The sequence below is a fragment of the Bartonella pachyuromydis genome (assembly GCF_039543065.1).
Lineage (GTDB): Bacteria > Pseudomonadota > Alphaproteobacteria > Rhizobiales > Rhizobiaceae > Bartonella > Bartonella pachyuromydis.
Map to the genome: position 1 here is coordinate 151,272 of NZ_BAABJA010000004.1, position 15,420 is coordinate 166,691.

At 35.6% G+C, this 15,420-nt stretch carries 10 protein-coding genes and 3 tRNA genes; 8 read left to right on the forward strand and 5 right to left on the reverse strand.

The features are described from left to right. Positions 1 to 13: 13 nt before the first annotated feature. From ABD917_RS04540 to ABD917_RS04550, 3 genes are all read right to left on the reverse strand, one after another. Entirely contained in the window at positions 14 to 1,768 is a 1,755-nt protein-coding gene (locus tag ABD917_RS04540; RefSeq protein ID WP_345118918.1) for a cation:proton antiporter domain-containing protein, read from the reverse strand. A 50-nt stretch (positions 1,769 to 1,818) separates the two neighbouring features. Continuing rightward, positions 1,819 to 4,332, reverse strand: coding sequence for a protein translocase subunit SecD (secD, locus tag ABD917_RS04545; protein WP_345118919.1), 2,514 nt, complete (start codon positions 4,330 to 4,332; stop codon positions 1,819 to 1,821). 77 nt (positions 4,333 to 4,409) lie between these two features. Beyond that, the gene (locus ABD917_RS04550; protein WP_345118920.1) at positions 4,410 to 4,778 is read right to left on the reverse strand and encodes a hypothetical protein; all 369 of its coding nucleotides are present in this window, start codon (positions 4,776 to 4,778) and stop codon (positions 4,410 to 4,412) included. Between the two features lie 180 nt (positions 4,779 to 4,958). Between ABD917_RS04550 and ABD917_RS04555 the strand changes: the two genes are divergently transcribed. The 3 genes from ABD917_RS04555 to ABD917_RS04565 all read left to right on the forward strand — a co-directional run bounded on the left by ABD917_RS04555 (position 4,959) and on the right by ABD917_RS04565 (position 9,317). Further along, positions 4,959 to 7,322 (forward strand): mechanosensitive ion channel domain-containing protein, encoded by a 2,364-nt coding sequence (locus ABD917_RS04555; protein WP_345118921.1) that lies wholly within the window; start codon positions 4,959 to 4,961, stop codon positions 7,320 to 7,322. After that, a complete protein-coding gene (locus ABD917_RS04560) occupies positions 7,316 to 7,588 on the forward strand; it encodes a hypothetical protein (protein ID WP_345118923.1) in 273 nt (90 codons plus the stop codon). Before ABD917_RS04555 ends, ABD917_RS04560 begins: the two co-directional genes overlap by 7 nt. 838 nt (positions 7,589 to 8,426) lie before the next feature. Continuing rightward, positions 8,427 to 9,317, forward strand: coding sequence for an outer membrane protein (locus tag ABD917_RS04565; RefSeq protein ID WP_345118924.1), 891 nt, complete (start codon positions 8,427 to 8,429; stop codon positions 9,315 to 9,317). A 341-nt stretch (positions 9,318 to 9,658) separates the two neighbouring features. Here ABD917_RS04565 and ABD917_RS04570 read toward each other — a convergent pair. Further along, positions 9,659 to 9,744, reverse strand: a tRNA-Leu gene (locus tag ABD917_RS04570). 145 nt (positions 9,745 to 9,889) lie between these two features. On the opposite strand from ABD917_RS04570, the gene ilvA reads away from it, so the two are divergent. The 3 genes from ilvA (at position 9,890) to ABD917_RS04585 (ending at position 13,394) form a co-directional block, all read left to right on the forward strand. After that, positions 9,890 to 11,167 carry a threonine ammonia-lyase IlvA gene (gene ilvA, locus ABD917_RS04575; RefSeq protein WP_345118925.1) on the forward strand — a complete coding sequence of 426 codons (1,278 nt, stop codon included), beginning with the start codon at positions 9,890 to 9,892 and terminating at the stop codon, positions 11,165 to 11,167. Between the two features lie 36 nt (positions 11,168 to 11,203). Beyond that, complete coding sequence (locus ABD917_RS04580) at positions 11,204 to 11,746, forward strand: hypothetical protein (RefSeq protein ID WP_345118926.1); 543 nt, start codon at positions 11,204 to 11,206, stop codon at positions 11,744 to 11,746. A gap of 265 nt (positions 11,747 to 12,011) precedes the next feature. After that, a complete protein-coding gene (locus ABD917_RS04585) occupies positions 12,012 to 13,394 on the forward strand; it encodes a DEAD/DEAH box helicase (protein ID WP_345118927.1) in 1,383 nt (460 codons plus the stop codon). Positions 13,395 to 14,193: 799 nt separating this feature from the next. Here the strand turns inward: ABD917_RS04585 and ABD917_RS04590 are convergent. Further along, positions 14,194 to 14,268, reverse strand: a tRNA-Asn gene (locus ABD917_RS04590). 184 nt (positions 14,269 to 14,452) lie between these two features. Between ABD917_RS04590 and ABD917_RS04595 the strand changes: the two genes are divergently transcribed. Both ABD917_RS04595 and ABD917_RS04600 read left to right on the forward strand, forming a co-directional pair. Beyond that, positions 14,453 to 14,526, forward strand: a tRNA-Cys gene (locus ABD917_RS04595). A 205-nt stretch (positions 14,527 to 14,731) separates the two neighbouring features. After that, entirely contained in the window at positions 14,732 to 15,406 is a 675-nt protein-coding gene (locus tag ABD917_RS04600) for a protein-L-isoaspartate O-methyltransferase family protein (RefSeq protein WP_345118928.1), read from the forward strand. The last annotated feature ends 14 nt before the right edge of the window (positions 15,407 to 15,420 follow it).

Consider the following 15,420-nt stretch of genomic DNA (forward strand, 5'->3'; position numbering starts at 1 on the left):
CTTCTTTACCCATTTATATTTTCTGTAAATGTGCTTTATGATTGCGCATATTTTCGATAGATCTCTTGCCCGTTATATGCTCAATTATGCCATTGGCAATCTCTTCATCATCAGTTACTACGATATCTGCTCCTAAATCAACGAGATAAGTTGTGTCTACATCAGAGAGTGCATGCGTGATGATTTGAATATCTTTCTTCATATCGCGTATATTCACTATACATTCTCCTACCTCAATAGTACTTCGCATTGTAATAACAATTTTGTATGCATCGCTTATATTTGCTGCATTCATTATTTCTTGTTGAATGACATTGCCGCAAATTACCTCGAATCCATCTGCCATTGCTTGATCAGCGAGGCGTTTTGATTCTTCTACTATCACTACAGGTTCACCTTTGTCTATTAAAGATAAAGCAATGCATCGACCAATACGACCATAACCAATAATTACAACATGGTTGATTTTTAAGGTTATGGGTAATAGTTCTTGGTCTGGATCTTGCAAATCAATATCGATAACTGTTTGTGCGTCTTGCGCATTAGTAGAAAAATTTTCTAAACGTTTTTTTATTTTGTTACAGGCAATGAAAACAAGAGGATTGAGCAAAATAGAAAGAATTGCTCCTCCAAGAATTAAATCATGGGCATCATTGTTTAAAAGTCCCAAACTCAAGCTTAAACCTGCAAGAATAAAAGAAAATTCTCCGATTTGGGCAAGACTTGCAGAGATAGTCAAAGCAGTTGCATTAGAATAGCGAAAAGCTTTAACAATGAAGAAGGAAACAGCAGATTTTCCTATTATAATAATGAACAATGTTGCAAGGAGAGGGAAAAAATGAGTCAATAGTTTTCCGGGATCAAATAGCATACCTACAGAAACAAAAAAGAGAACAGAAAATGCGTCTCGTAGTGGTAAGGATTCTTCTGCAGCACGATGGCTTAATTCTGATTCACTCATAACCATACCTGCAAAAAAGGCACCAAGAGAGAGAGAAACACCAAATAAATGGGCAGCACCGAAAGCTACTCCTAGTGCAATAGCAAAAACACTAAGACGAAATAATTCACGTGATCCTGATTGTGCACTCATTTTTAGTAACCACGGGATAATACGTCGCCCAATAATAAGCATAAGTGCAATAAAGAGAATAACTTTCAGAATGGTAAGACCAAAAATTCCCCAAATACTTAAATCTAACCATTGAACAAGAGGATCAAAGGATTCCTTTTTTGTACTGCTGAAGATGTTTGCTAATGATGGTATGAGGACAAGTATAAGGACCATCGCCAAATCTTCAATAATTAACCATCCAACAGCAATACGTCCTTTTTCTGTTTCAATGAGATGACGTTCTTGCAAAGCACGCAGCATAATAACAGTACTTGCTATTGATAAAGCTAAACCGAATACTAAACTGCTGCTCAATCCCCAACCCATGATCAGACCAAGACACAATCCTAAAAGAGTAGAAAATGCCATTTGTGCAATGGCAGCAGGGATAACAATCGCTCTTACAGATAAAAGGTCTTTTAATGAAAAATGGAGTCCAACACCAAACATGAGCAAAATGACACCAATTTCAGCGAGTTGGTTGATAATAACGGAATCTATTCTAAAACCACCCGTATTGGGTCCTACAATAACACCGGCTAACAGGTATCCTACCAGTGGTGAGATACGTAAACGGCTTGCAATCATTCCTAGAAGAAATGCTAAACATAAGCCTGCAACAATAGTTGTAATTAATGGTGTATCATGAAGCATGGAGTTATTTACGACTTTTTATCAAAAAATGAATGAATTCGATAGTACTTTCAGTTGAGTTTAGTGTTTGTACGATTATTCCGTCCACGCCACCAATCCCCTAGTAGGAGTAAGATAGGAGCAGCGATAAAGATGGAAGATGAGGTTGCAATCATAATTCCAAAAACCATAGGAAGAGCAAAATTATGAACAGCACTTCCACCCCATATTGCCATAGGCAACATAGCGAGAAGGGTGGTCGCTGATGTAAAGAGGCAACGTATGAGAACTTGGTTAATTGAGAGATCAATGAGTTCACGCAATGGCATATTTTTATAAAGGCGCATATTTTCTCGCATTCGATCATACACTACAACTTTATCATTTATGGAATAACCAACAATTGTTAAAAGAGCAGCAATGGCTGTTAAGTTGAAATCAAATTGAAATAAAGCGAAAAAACCAATCATTTTGGTGGTATCCAAAATAAGTGTTACAATTGCACCAACTGCAAAGAACCATTCAAAGCGCAACCATATATAGAAAGTCATGGCAATTGCTGCGAGAATAACAGCAGTAAAGCCAGCTGTAGCAAGTTCACCTGAAATTTTAGGACCAACAACCTCTATTTGGTCGAATGTAGCATCTGGATAGATGGTTTGTACTGCTGTTTTAACTTTATCAATGGCCGCAGTTTGTTGTGTTTCGCCACCACTTTGTTTTTGCATACGAATAAGCACACTGTTTGCATTATCAATATTTTGCATGGTAATTTCGCCAACATTAAGGGTAGAAAGTTTTGAGCGTAAGGTGGCTAGGTTCGCTGGTGCTTTGGTGGTAATGCTCATTTGGCTCCCACCAATAAAATCAATTCCAAAATTTAAGCCAGGCTTAAAAAACAGAAAAATTGAAGCAAGCGATAAAATGATTGAAACACCAATACCAATGAAGCGTGCTTTCATGAAGCGGAAAGATGTATTTTGTGGGATAATGTTGAAAATAGAGCGAAGATGCAGCGTCTTAATTTTCCATTTACGAATTACCCAAATCATCATAATGCGTACAATGGTGATATTTGTAAACATGGAGATGATAATACCAAGTAGCATTGTGACAGCAAAACCGCGAACAGGGCCAGTGCCAAACCAAAATAGTAAAATAGTTGCAATAATTGCCGTAACATTGGCATCTACAATGGTTGCAAAAGCATGTTTGAATCCACGATCCAAGGCGGCAAAGGCGCTGACACCTTTTCGGCTTTCTTCACGGATACGCTCGTTGATCAGAATATTAGCATCAACAGCAATACCAATACCTAAAATAATACCAGCAATACCCGGTAATGTGAGTGTTGCACCGAGAAGACTTAGTGCAGCAAATGTTAGAATAGTGTGGAGTGCTAGTGCTATATTTGTAATGATACCCCAAACTCTGTAAAGAAAGAAAATAAAAACCGTGACAAAAATAAAGCCGATTATGCCGGTGTAAAGCCCCATTTGGATGGCATCAGCACCAAGATTTGGACCTACAGTTCTCTCTTCAATCACGGTGAGTGGTGCAGGTAGGGAACCAGCACGCAGGAGAGCAGCCAGAGTCGACGCTTCTTTAGGGGCAAAGTTTCCTGTAATTTGTCCCTGTCCGTTGGGAATGACACTATTGATGGTGGGTGCTGTCAAAACTTTGTTATCAAGAACGATTGCAAAAGGACGGTTAATATTTTGTCGTGTGATATCTGCAAATATTTTTGCTCCAGCAGAATTCATGGTGAAGGAAATAATAGAACGTCCTGGTATTTGTGGATCAAAACCTGCACGGGCATCTTTAAGGACATTTCCATCTAAAGCGATTTGATCATAAATGGCATAGCGTTGTGTCTCATCGTTATAGCCAGGAAGGATTGAAACGCCTAGGGGTGGATTATCTATATCTACATGAGAAGGGACAAGGTGAAAACTCATCTTAGCAGTTGTGCCTAAAAGATCACGTAGTTGCTTTGGATCTTGTAAGCCAGGTAATTGGACCATAATACGATCCATTCCAACCTTTTGGATGGCGGGTTCTGTAACACCAACTTGATCTATACGACGACGGATGATTTCTAAACTTTGTTCAATCGCATTGTTGATACGATCTTTTATACCAGCTTCAGTCAACATAACACGGATAGTTTCATTTTGCGCACTTATCGTGATGTCATTGGCTGTTGTGCCAAAGCTGCTATGTATGGGAGTGATCAATGCCTGCAAAGCAGAAAGTGCTTTCTCAGTTTGTAATGGATCAGCAATAAGGGCCACAACACTATCTTCAATGATACGAATACTTGAGGTACGGATTTGGTTTTCACGAAAAGTGTTACGCACATTACCTAAAACTATACGTAATTGATCGCGCTTTAGCGTTTTGCTGTCAACCTCGAGGAGCAGGGAAGAACCTCCTTGAAGGTCAAGTCCAAGTGTTACACGGGTGTCAGTTAAGAATTGTGAATTTTTAACCTGTTCTTGCGAAAATAAATTGGGCAAGGCAACGTAAATGCTGCTTAAAAGAATCAAACAATAAAGAGTAATCAACCAACTAGGTGTACGCATGATATATTCCGCTAATAGGCAATCTAATAGTTATTAAAATTAAAGGCAAAAACGATATAAGAAGATCGCTTTATAATTCAAGTAAAAGGGGGAGCACGCTTATTCGTAAAATATTGCGTTTGAAGACGCTCAAATTGTATGCAGATAATTATGCTCGTTCTTAAAAAGAGATTCAATGCTTGGATATCTTGAACAATATTGATGGGCAGAACGGAATCTGTATGGAGTGTTGCAAACTTTTTGTTTTCATTAACATTTGAATGATTATATTCATTTTGTAGATCAAGTGTATTCGCTTCAACTATATTATTTACTTGTGGTTGTTCGCTTAAATAAGCTAGCATTTCTAAGTTACTCGTCAACAACACACCAAAGCCTGCCAAAAGAAGCCAGGTTGTAAAAGGAAGAAAATTTTCTTTTTTGCAATAAAGGTGCAAAAAAAGCATGCTAGAGTATCTCCTTAATCTTATCCCGTTTCACAAGTCTATTGTCATCCTTTCCCTTATTACCAGTATTATGGGATAAGGAAAAGCTTTTATAAGCTTATTCTATAAAAGTTGAAAATATTTATTCTATGCCATATTTTTAGAGTGGCTAGATTCCCGTTTAATACATTTAAGGCAAATATGTATTCATTTTTTAGAAAAAAACTACACGCTGTTTTCTTTATTTTTTGCTTTATCGTTGTATCCAATTGTTGTGTATGGGGGAATCTTGAGCCGCAAAATGCGATTATCGGACAAGGGATTACTTCTTATTCAATTGATAAAATTATTCAACAACAACAGCAGATTATAAAGAATCTTGAACAAAATACAAAAACTTTAGAACAAGACTTTGAAAATAAATCAGAAGATGAGCGAGCTTTGGTGGAACTGTGGTTACGTGCACAAGATATCAGTAAACGTGCCCTAGAAGCAGCATTTGTTTTGCGCACTCCTCTTAATAATATTAATGCACTTCTTGATCAATTCACAGAGCTCCATGATGACTTGAAAAAAACAACGGATGCACGCTCTCAGTTGATAGAGAAAAAAGCTGAAATTAGTAGTATAGTACTTCGATTTGAATCAATCTTTTTGGCTACAAATAGAATAGCTGAACTTGCTCTTTCTCAATCCCGAGAACTTTTTAAACGCACACTTACACATAGGTTTGAATTTTCAATGCCGATGGGCAAAGATCTTGTACAAAAAACAAAAGAGGCTTCCACTGATTTTCTTTTATTGTTGAGTTCTTGGTGGAACTTTGTATTTTATTTCAAGTCATTACAACTGTTTTTTTCTTTTTTTGTTCCACTTTTTATTGCTTTAGGACTTTCTTATTTTTCTCGCAAAATTCTGGTCCATGTACGCTGTCATTTGATGAAGAGCAATGAAGAAATATCGTATTTACAACGCTTATTGGTTGCGTTTGTTTCGGTTCTCCTTCCTTCACTCATATGTGTTGTGTGCGTTTATCTTATCTTATTTTTGTTTCGTAGTTTTGGTTTGAATCTAGGAAAACTCACAACAGTATTCGATATGGTAGGTTATCAAATTGTATTTGTTTTTTTGATTAATCGTTTAGCGGTTGTTCTTTTAGCATCCAATATAACCCGTCTACATCTTCTCAATATTATACCCTCGGCAGCGTATCAATTGGTGATTTTGATTACTTTTTTAGGTGGAGTTTTGGCATTTGATGCTGTTTTTGATAGTATTTATCAAGTTATTTCGGCCTCTCTCTCTTTGACGATTGCAAAAAGTTTTATTGCTGTTTTTCTTTTTGCGATATTGCTGTTTATTATCTCGTTTATACCTTTAGGTTTTAGACGTAAGATTTCTCAAGGGCAAAAAGAACTGCGTTTTTGTCCACTTTATATACGTATTCCTCTCATTGTATTGGGAATATTACTGATTGTGATGAATTGTTTAGGTTATGTTGGTCTAGCACGTTTTATCATGCAGCAAATTATGATTGGTGGGACATTTTTAGTTCTCATGTATTTGGGAATACAAAGTGCTCAAGCACTTGGCATTAAAGGCCAATTTATGAATACAAGCCTTGGTCATACTTTGATGCAATGGCTACATTTAGACGAAAAAACAATGAATCAATTAGGAGGGCTTCTGAGCATTCTCTTCAATTTGATTGTGATTGTATTTTGCACAATGCCAATTGCCGTACAATTTGGCTTTTCGTATTCTGATTTAAAAGCAGTGTTGTGGCAGTTAATGACGGGCTTTCAAATTGGAAATCTTTCCATTTCTTTAATTTCTATTGTCACTGGAATTGTTGCTTTCTCTATTTGTTGGTTTCTCATCCGACGAATTATCCATTGGTTAGATGAAACCGTATTAGAGCATGGGGACTTTGATTCTGGGGTACGTAATTCTATTAAAACGGTCATCGGTTATGGTGGTATTGTCGTATCTGCTTTGATAGGAATGTCAATGGCAGGTTTGGATCTCAAAAATTTTGCGCTTATTGCTGGTGGACTTTCGCTTGGTATAGGGTTCGGATTGCAAAATATTGTGCAGAATTTTGTATCTGGGCTTATTATTCTGATTGGAAGACCATTTAAAATTGGAGATTATGTAGAATCTGGTTCAGTGGGTGGTATCGTTAAACGTATCAGTGTGCGTGCAACGGAGCTTGAAACATTGCAGCGTAAGACAATTATTATCCCTAATTCAAGCCTGATCAATAACAATGTCAGTAATTGGACTAGGCGGAGCAAAATGGGGCGAATTGATATTCCCGTTACTGTTTCTTCCAATATTGCTCCAGAGCGTGTTATGGAAATTTTGTTAGAGATTGCTTCTGCAACAGAAGGAGTTCTAAAAAATCCTGCACCACAGGTGAGTTTTACTGCATTTGATAATAAGAAATTTTCATTTAATTTGGCTATTTATGTTCCTAACATTACTTCACCTTCTAAGGTTACAAATGCTCTTCGCTTTGTATTATATAAGCGTTTTGTTGAGGAAGGAATCCTAGAATGCTAAAATATATTCATATTTTTATAGCGGTTACATTATTGGATATTTTGTCTGTGACAGCTTTTGCAGCAACGGTGAAAAATACTGATTTTATAATACAATCTCTCATCATCGTTGAAGGGAGTGTTCCTTTCAATATTTCGTTGAATTCTCAGCAAACGGTTACAATTTGTATGAAAGGATGTTTTATTACTTTTCCTAATAAAGACCGTTTTGCAATAAAGGCAGAAGATAATATAGAAATAAGTGAAGGTAGAGCAATTTTTAAATAAAATAGTTTAAGATTTTTGTTATTAGGTAAAATTAGAACGTACTATAGTACCATTGTCGTAGTGGGTAGGTGGGTGCGTATTTGATAGAATAGTAGGTGAAAAGTCGTGATTTGAATGTAACATAGGTAGGGGTGTTATATGTAAAATTTGTAATGTATATTTTACAGTGATTGTTTTTAAATATATTCTATAATATTTTTTATTAAATATAAAAAGGAAATATTTTAACTTTGTTTATTATTTTTTCTTTTAAAAATTATGAAAGAGAAGATATGTAAATCAATTTTATTATAATAGTAATGGCATTATTTAGTGAACTTATTTATATAGTATAATTATTATACAGTAATTTAAATTATTTTTTTAATTTTATTTATTAGTATTATCTAATTTTTATATAAAAATTAGTTATCAATCTTTATAAAGTTATATCGTATATATATTATAAATATAGATTAAATATAAAATAATTTTTGAATTTATTGTATTTATATTAAATATTAAATTGTACATAATATATAATTGTTTTTGTAACAATTATCATTCTCATTTAAATATTACTTATCACTAAATAAGATATTTATTTGTTCAATTTTGTTGTTTTAAAAATATAACAAGTATTTTTGATAAATTTCTGTAATAATAATTATAGACTGTTTCTATTATAGCTTAAAATGCATTAAAATTTATTTGCTAATCTTAAAATTTGATGTAATGATAGGTTTTAGTATAACTATAAAGGAGTACATAATAATTTTGCAGCATAAGATTTTATAACGCTTTGTTTTTCTGATGTGATTTTTGATTATGTTTGAATTTAGCAATGGGGTATAATTTTATGAATACAAAATTTGTGACAGCATCCGTTTTTTCTTTGTTTTCATCTTCTATAGTACAGGCAGCAGATGTGGTGGTTCCTGAAGAGCCAGTATCAGCTGCTTCATCAGTTGTTGTTTCTCCACCTTTTTCTTGGTCAGGTTTTTATTTTGGAGGACAAATTGGTGGTTTTTCGAGCAAAATTTCTGCAATGACGCCTGATGTTGATGTTCCTCTCTATCCTGATCAGGAAAGTAGAAATAAAGCGTGGGTCCCAGTTGATAAAGAGTATATGCCCGAACTTTCAGGGTTTATAGGTGGTTTTTATGCTGGTTTTAATTTTGATCTTGGTAATAATTTTATTTTGGGAATTGATACGGATATCCTTTTAACAGATCGAAAAGATACAAAAACGACCACTAAAACTTTTGAATCGGGTACTGAAGAAAATGGTACTTCTGGATCTGATGATAAAGGGCATGAAAATGACGGTAAAGAGGTACAGTCTGTAAAAAAACGGGTTGGTGGAGTTTATCGGGTGGGGGAAGAAAAAAATGGTGCAACTTTTAATCATTGTTTTAAGCAAAAATGGACAGGCGCTACACGGGTGCGTGTTGGGTTTTCTACGGGGCGTATAATGCCTTATATCGCTGCTGGTGTTGCTTATGGGCAGTTTCAAGACACCATGTCAATATCAGTTACAGGAGATGATCCTTTTAGTGCATCATCAGATATTACAAAGTCGATGATTGGTTATACGCTTGGTGGTGGTATTGATTTTGCAATAACAGATAATTTTATTGCGCGCGCGGAATATCGTTACTCAGATTTTGGTAAAAAGAAATTTAAGGACGAAATTGAAATTAAGTATAAGACGAATGACTTTCGTGTTGGAGTAGCTTACAAATTCTAATTTTATAAAAATCAAATAGCTTAAAAGGTCCTATCTTGGATAGGACCTTTATTATTTTTGTACTGCGCCTATTTTCTTGATGGAAAATTAGGCGTTACAAACTTGGAATGGTTATAATAATTTAGAATGATGATGGGCAGATAGAAGATTACTCAAACGTTGATTATTTAGAATGAAACTCTTTTAGATGAGAAGGAAGAGCTAAAATATTTAAAAAGAAGATATGATTCGCACTTTTCTATCTTTGTAGGGCTATCTAATAGCATTATAATGGAGTTGCAAAAAGCAATTTAATTTATTTCTAATAAATTACTGAAAAATAAAGGAAAATCCACATGTTGTGGTGCGGACGGCGGGACTTGAACCCGCAAGGTCTTAGACCGGCAGATTTTAAGTCTGCTATGTTTACCGTTTTCATCACGTCCGCGATAAGAGCTCCCTCATAAGCTATATTTTTTATTGAATCAAGAATTAATGATAAAAGAAAAACTTTTCATGTTGAGATAGATTTTGACTGACAATGGTTACCTTTGTCGCTAGAAGGATTTTTAATAATATTAATAAAGTATGAAATGATTGGTGTTATGAGTAAATTTATTCAAGACGTAACGAAAGCTATGAGAGCTTTGCATCATGTGTTTGCTGAAACACCACTTCAAAGAAATGACTTTCTTAGTCAAAAATATGATGCTGAAATTTATTTAAAACGTGAAGATTTAACACCGGTGCGCTCTTATAAAATTCGTGGTGCTTTCAATTTTGTTTCAGAAATGTTGGGTAAGATATCTTCAGATGCTGCATTTGTTTGCGCCTCAGCAGGGAATCATGCCCAAGGAGTTTCTTTTGTTTGCCGCTATTTTAAACGTAAAGGCGTGATTTTTATGCCTGTGACAACTCCGCAACAGAAAATTGAGAAGACGCGTATTTTTGGCAAAGAGTTTATTGATATTCGTCTTGTTGGTGAAACATTTGATCAATGTTATGCGGCTGCACAATCGTTCGCTATGGAAAGTGGGGGGATAATGGCGCCACCTTTTGACGATATTCGTATTATTACAGGACAGGCAACGATTCTTTGTGAGTCTGTTTTGCAATGGAAAAAGCTCAATGGAGAGAGTGAGCCAGATTTAATTATTGTACCGGTTGGTGGTGGTGGTTTGGCTAGTGGTGTGAGTAAGTTTTTATATGAATATGGTTGGAAAACGCAGCTTCGTTTTGTTGAGCCACAAAGAGCTGCAAGTTTTCTTGCCTGTTTGAAGAGTGGAGAACGAGTTAAGCTTGAAAACATTGATACCTTTGTAGATGGTGCTGCTGTGGCTGAAATTGGTGCTTTGAATTACACAATGCTTAAGCAATTTACAGCTGATTCTGTCATTACAGTTCCTGAGAATCGTGTTTGTTCTACAATGGTTGAAATGCTTAATGTCGAAGGGGTAGTTCTTGAGCCTGCGGGTGCTTTATCCATTGATGCTCTTAACAGTCTTTCCTCTCAAGAGTTGAAAGGTAAAAAAATCCTTCTAATTATTTCAGGTGGTAATTTTGATTTTGAACGTTTGCCGGATATTAAAGAGCGCTCTCTGCGTTTCCAAGGGTTGAGAAAGTATTTTATTTTTAGTTTTCCACAACATCCTGGTGCATTGCGTAGTTTTCTTGCCACATTATCACCGGATGATGATATCGTGCGCTTTGAGTATCTTAAAAAATCGGCAAGAAGCTTTGGTTCTGTATTGATTGCAATTGAGACAAAAAAATATAATAATTTTCGTCTATTAGAAGAAAAGTTTCAAGATTTAGGTTGGCGCTATCGTGATATTACCGACGATCAAACATTGTTTGATTTTGTCATTTAAGAAATTGAAATTTTTACTGAAAAAAGAAATATAAAAATGAAGTCTGTTTTTTATTTTATACTGAGTCTGTTTTTATTTTTGAGTGTTGGTCAACAGAGTTTAGCATCTGAGCCAACGGAAACACAAAAAGCTGAGCTTTCAAGATTAGTTGTTGATGCTAATGATGCTGTAAAAAAGAAGGATTTTGCGTCTCTTTCTCGTTATATGCCTGATCGGCTTTATCAGGAGATGGCACGTCGATTGAATACAACAGAGAGTAATTTACGGAATAAGTTTCTGAAACGATTGCGTATTCAATTTAAGGATTTGCCTGCTGATGCTTATCATTTAGATGAAACAAATATCAATTATTTGCAAACTGCTAATGGTACTTTTTATGCTTTGATTCCAACGATTCTTGAAATGGAAGATCGTATTATTGAATATAATACTTTGGCGATTTTTGATAAAATGCAGTGGTATTTAATCTATGGTGGTCAGAAAACCGTACAAAATCCAGTTTTTCTAGAAATTTATCCAGATTTTAATAACGTACATTTACCAGAGGAAACCATAATAAAGAAATGTTCTTCGGATTAAATAACTTTTGTAAAATCCTTGCTTTTTTGTCATTATCCAACGATAATAACAGCGAAGGTATTGAGGCTGGTTAGCCGGCTATTTGTAGAAGAAGGGTTTATATGCCTTTGTCTTGATTTCAAGGTTCTCATGGGTTGCGCAAAGCGCTCACTCTAGCGTTGCTTTACAGATTTAATATGTCAAGATTTCCCTTGCGCGGGTTCTTGAGGAAAAAATTTGGCTTATTACTTGTTTAGAGTTATTAAGCTTAAGGAAAGATTTTATTTTGCACATCAAACAAGAAAATATTTTCACCAAGTTAGGTTTGCCTACTCTTTTGATTAAAAACTTACTCATTGCTGGGATAAATGAACCTAAGCCTATACAAGAACAAGCTATTCCAATGATGTTGAAAGGAAACGATATTTTAGGTATCGCTCAGACAGGTTCTGGAAAGACTTTAGCATTTGGCTTGCCTATTTTGAGTCAGATTTTAGCTTTGGGTGATAAACGTTGTCCTAAAACTGCACGCGCTTTGATTTTGGCTCCTACGCGTGAACTCGCTGTTCAGATCGATGAAACAATTCGTGCTGTTTCCAAAGGAACACATCTTTCGACATGTCTTATTTTTGGTGGGGTATCACGCTTAAAACAAATTAAACGCATGACAGCAGGTGTGGATGTTTTAATAGCAACACCAGGGCGTTTAAGAGATCTTGTTCGTGAAAAGTGTGTTGATCTTTCTCAATCTCGTTTCTTAGTTTTAGATGAAGCAGATCGTATGTTAGATATGGGCTTTATTCATGATGTACAGCATATCGCAAAGCTTTTGCATCAAGAGCATCAGACAGCACTTTTTTCTGCAACAATGCCGAAAGAAATTGTTACTCTCGCAAAGAATTTGCTTAATGATCCAGTAAAAATAGAGATTTCTCCTCAAGGAACGGCTGCTGGTAAAATTACTCAAAAATTATATTGTGTTTCTACGCGTGAAAAAAAGAATATTTTAAGTCAACTTTTGACGAATCCAGCTTTTTCCTCAGTTATTGTTTTTACGCGAACGAAACACGGTGCTGATACTGTTTCACGTAGTTTGGGCAAAATAGGCTATTTAGTTGCGACAATTCACGGAAATAAATCACAAAATGCTCGCCAATCTGCACTAAAAGCTTTTCGTGAGAGAGCAGTACGGATTCTTGTTGCAACAGATATTGTTGCGCGCGGTATCGATGTACTAGGAATAAGCCACGTGATTAATTATGACTTACCAGATGAAGCTGAAAGCTATGTGCATCGTATTGGTCGTACTGGACGAAATGGTGCATCTGGGGAAGCACTTACACTTTTTGATGAGGCAATAGAGAGAACGCGATTGCGTGCTATAGAACGCTTGATTCGTATGCGATTAACGCGTGAAGAAGTTCCAAGACAGTTTGCGGCATTTCCAATAAAACCGATTATGCCAGAAGATGGAGAAAAAGAAAACGGCAAGGAGCCTCGTTTTAAAAAAACTAAACGTCAAAAGAAATTTTTAAATCGCAAAAATAAAACCGAACAATTAAAGGATAAAATTTCTTCATCTTCAAATGAAAGACATAAAAAAGCAAAAGCAGCTGCAAAGCATGCTAAGTCTTTTCATTGTCGCAAGTCAATAAAAAAGGCAGCTTAAGTAAAATATTGAGAAGAGGTCATATATTAGGAATATTTTTCTTTTCGATTTCTTTTCAAGGTAAATGAAAGCAAGAGAAATAGCGAACAACGCTTTTGCAAACGCAGAGAAGTTTTTAAAGATTTTTATTTTTTAGAAGTGAAGAAACATTGGATTTTCGCATAGAATAAATATTTTTTAAAGGTATCTTCTCCCATAATATATTGTAGAGACATCTTAAAAACTCTACTTTCTTCTATTTATTGATAAAGTCTTTATTTCTACAATATGGATAAAGGAAGGACTCTTTGATAAGGAGAAAGTGTGTTTTAGTTTTCTTATGCTAACTTATCGTAGAGAAAACTTAGTAGCTCGTGAAAATTTCATTTAACTACAGTTCTATATTAATGCTTAATGATTGCAATGGGGGCGCTTTGTTTGATATGCATGGCAATTTAAAGAATAGAATGCCGTGTAGTATAATTGATGTTTTAAGAATAGCATTTTAAACAGGATAAAATGGATTTATCTCGTAGTTTTTAAGATACAATATCTGTGTACGTGAAGCACATAGAAATAATATCTGAAAATATAGCTTTGACCATTGTTTTCTGACTGATTCGTCTCTTTGAGAAATTTTTGATATATTTTTTAGAAATTTTCCAAAAAAATCTAAAAGATTATAATTGAACATCAATAAGGGAAAAATCTTCTAATAAAGAGCTTGCGAGAAAAAACATTCTGTCACTTTTATTCTAGTATTCCTCATCTTTAAAAAACACTAGTAAAAACAATGACTTATACACAATAAAAAACAAAATGGCTCCCCGGGCCGGATTCGAACCAGCGACCAACCGGTTAACAGCCGGTTGCTCTACCGCTGAGCTACCGGGGAACACGGTGCCCAATTACTTAACTGCAAGGGCTATAGCAAAGCAATACTGATTTGCAAAGGATAAAATTGCTTTTTTAAAAAAAAATATCATAAACTATAGAAGGAGAGGAAAAAAGAACAGAGAAGATTTCCTCTCTTGACGGATGCGTTGCCTTCCCTTATTGACACTTGATATGTTTCATGAGGCCTCGTGGCGGAATGGTTACGCAGAGGACTGCAAATCCTTGTATCCCGGTTCGATTCCGGGCGAGGCCTCCAGCCAATTAATAAAATGGCTTTTAGGGGTAAAATACGAAAATAAAAGGATTCTTTTGACGGTAAAGCGTTTTATCAGGAGAATGTGCGGCTAGAATCTCATTGTTGACTATAGTGTGCTTTTTTGTAACACCCACAGTAAGGTGTTTTAGGTTCTCATTATCGCCGTTTTGTTGTAGTTTTATTAAAGTGGGAGAAGAGAGACGTGATGGGTGCAGATTTTGCAGAACTTCGCCGCAAAATGGTTGACAATCAAATTCGTACAGTAGATGTAACGAATTTATCAGTTCTTGAAGCGTTTTTAATGGTGCCACGTGAAGATTTCGTATCACAGGATATGAGAGCTTTAAGTTATGTTGACACCGATATTATTGTATCTCCAGCGCAGAATGGGTTGCCTGCCAGCTATTCAATGCGGCCTGCTGCTTTGGCAAAGTTGTTACAGCTTGCTGCTGTAAAAACATCAGATGTTGTTTTAGATGTTGGGGCCAATGGTGGTTATTGTGCAGCGTTGCTTTCAAAGCTTTCAGGAGCTGTTATTGCATTAGAAAGTCATAAAGATCTTGCAGAACAAGCGGCTGAGACTTTAAAGCGTAATCAATATGATAATGTTGTTGTGGTTCATGAAGCTTTAAAGAAGGGATATGCTGTTGGGGGGCCTTATGATCTGATTTTTATCGAGGGGGCTGTTGAGTTTATTCCAGAGAATCTCTTTGATCAAATGAACGATCAAGGACGTCTTGTTGTAGTTGAAGGCTGTGGTAATTCCGGTGTTGCACGAATCTATGTAAAAGAAGATGGGATTATTGCGTCGCGTCGTGCTTTTAATCTTGCGGTAAAACCGCTTCCTTGTTTTTTAAAAACGCCTGATTTTATATTTTAGTGTTTGTTTTGTTT

Bases quoted from the DNA above. Each gene is read 5' to 3' on its own strand.
- ABD917_RS04540 (WP_345118918.1), bottom strand. From the start codon at position 1,768: ATGCTTCATGATACACCATTAATTACAACTATTGTTGCAGGCTTATGT.
- secD (WP_345118919.1), bottom strand. From the start codon at position 4,332: ATGCGTACACCTAGTTGGTTGATTACTCTTTATTGTTTGATTCTTTTA.
- ABD917_RS04550 (WP_345118920.1), bottom strand. From the start codon at position 4,778: ATGCTTTTTTTGCACCTTTATTGCAAAAAAGAAAATTTTCTTCCTTTT.
- ABD917_RS04555 (WP_345118921.1), top strand. From the start codon at position 4,959: ATGTATTCATTTTTTAGAAAAAAACTACACGCTGTTTTCTTTATTTTT.
- ABD917_RS04560 (WP_345118923.1), top strand. From the start codon at position 7,316: ATGCTAAAATATATTCATATTTTTATAGCGGTTACATTATTGGATATT.
- ABD917_RS04565 (WP_345118924.1), top strand. From the start codon at position 8,427: ATGAATACAAAATTTGTGACAGCATCCGTTTTTTCTTTGTTTTCATCT.
- ilvA (WP_345118925.1), top strand. From the start codon at position 9,890: ATGATTGGTGTTATGAGTAAATTTATTCAAGACGTAACGAAAGCTATG.
- ABD917_RS04580 (WP_345118926.1), top strand. From the start codon at position 11,204: ATGAAGTCTGTTTTTTATTTTATACTGAGTCTGTTTTTATTTTTGAGT.
- ABD917_RS04600 (WP_345118928.1), top strand. From the start codon at position 14,732: ATGGGTGCAGATTTTGCAGAACTTCGCCGCAAAATGGTTGACAATCAA.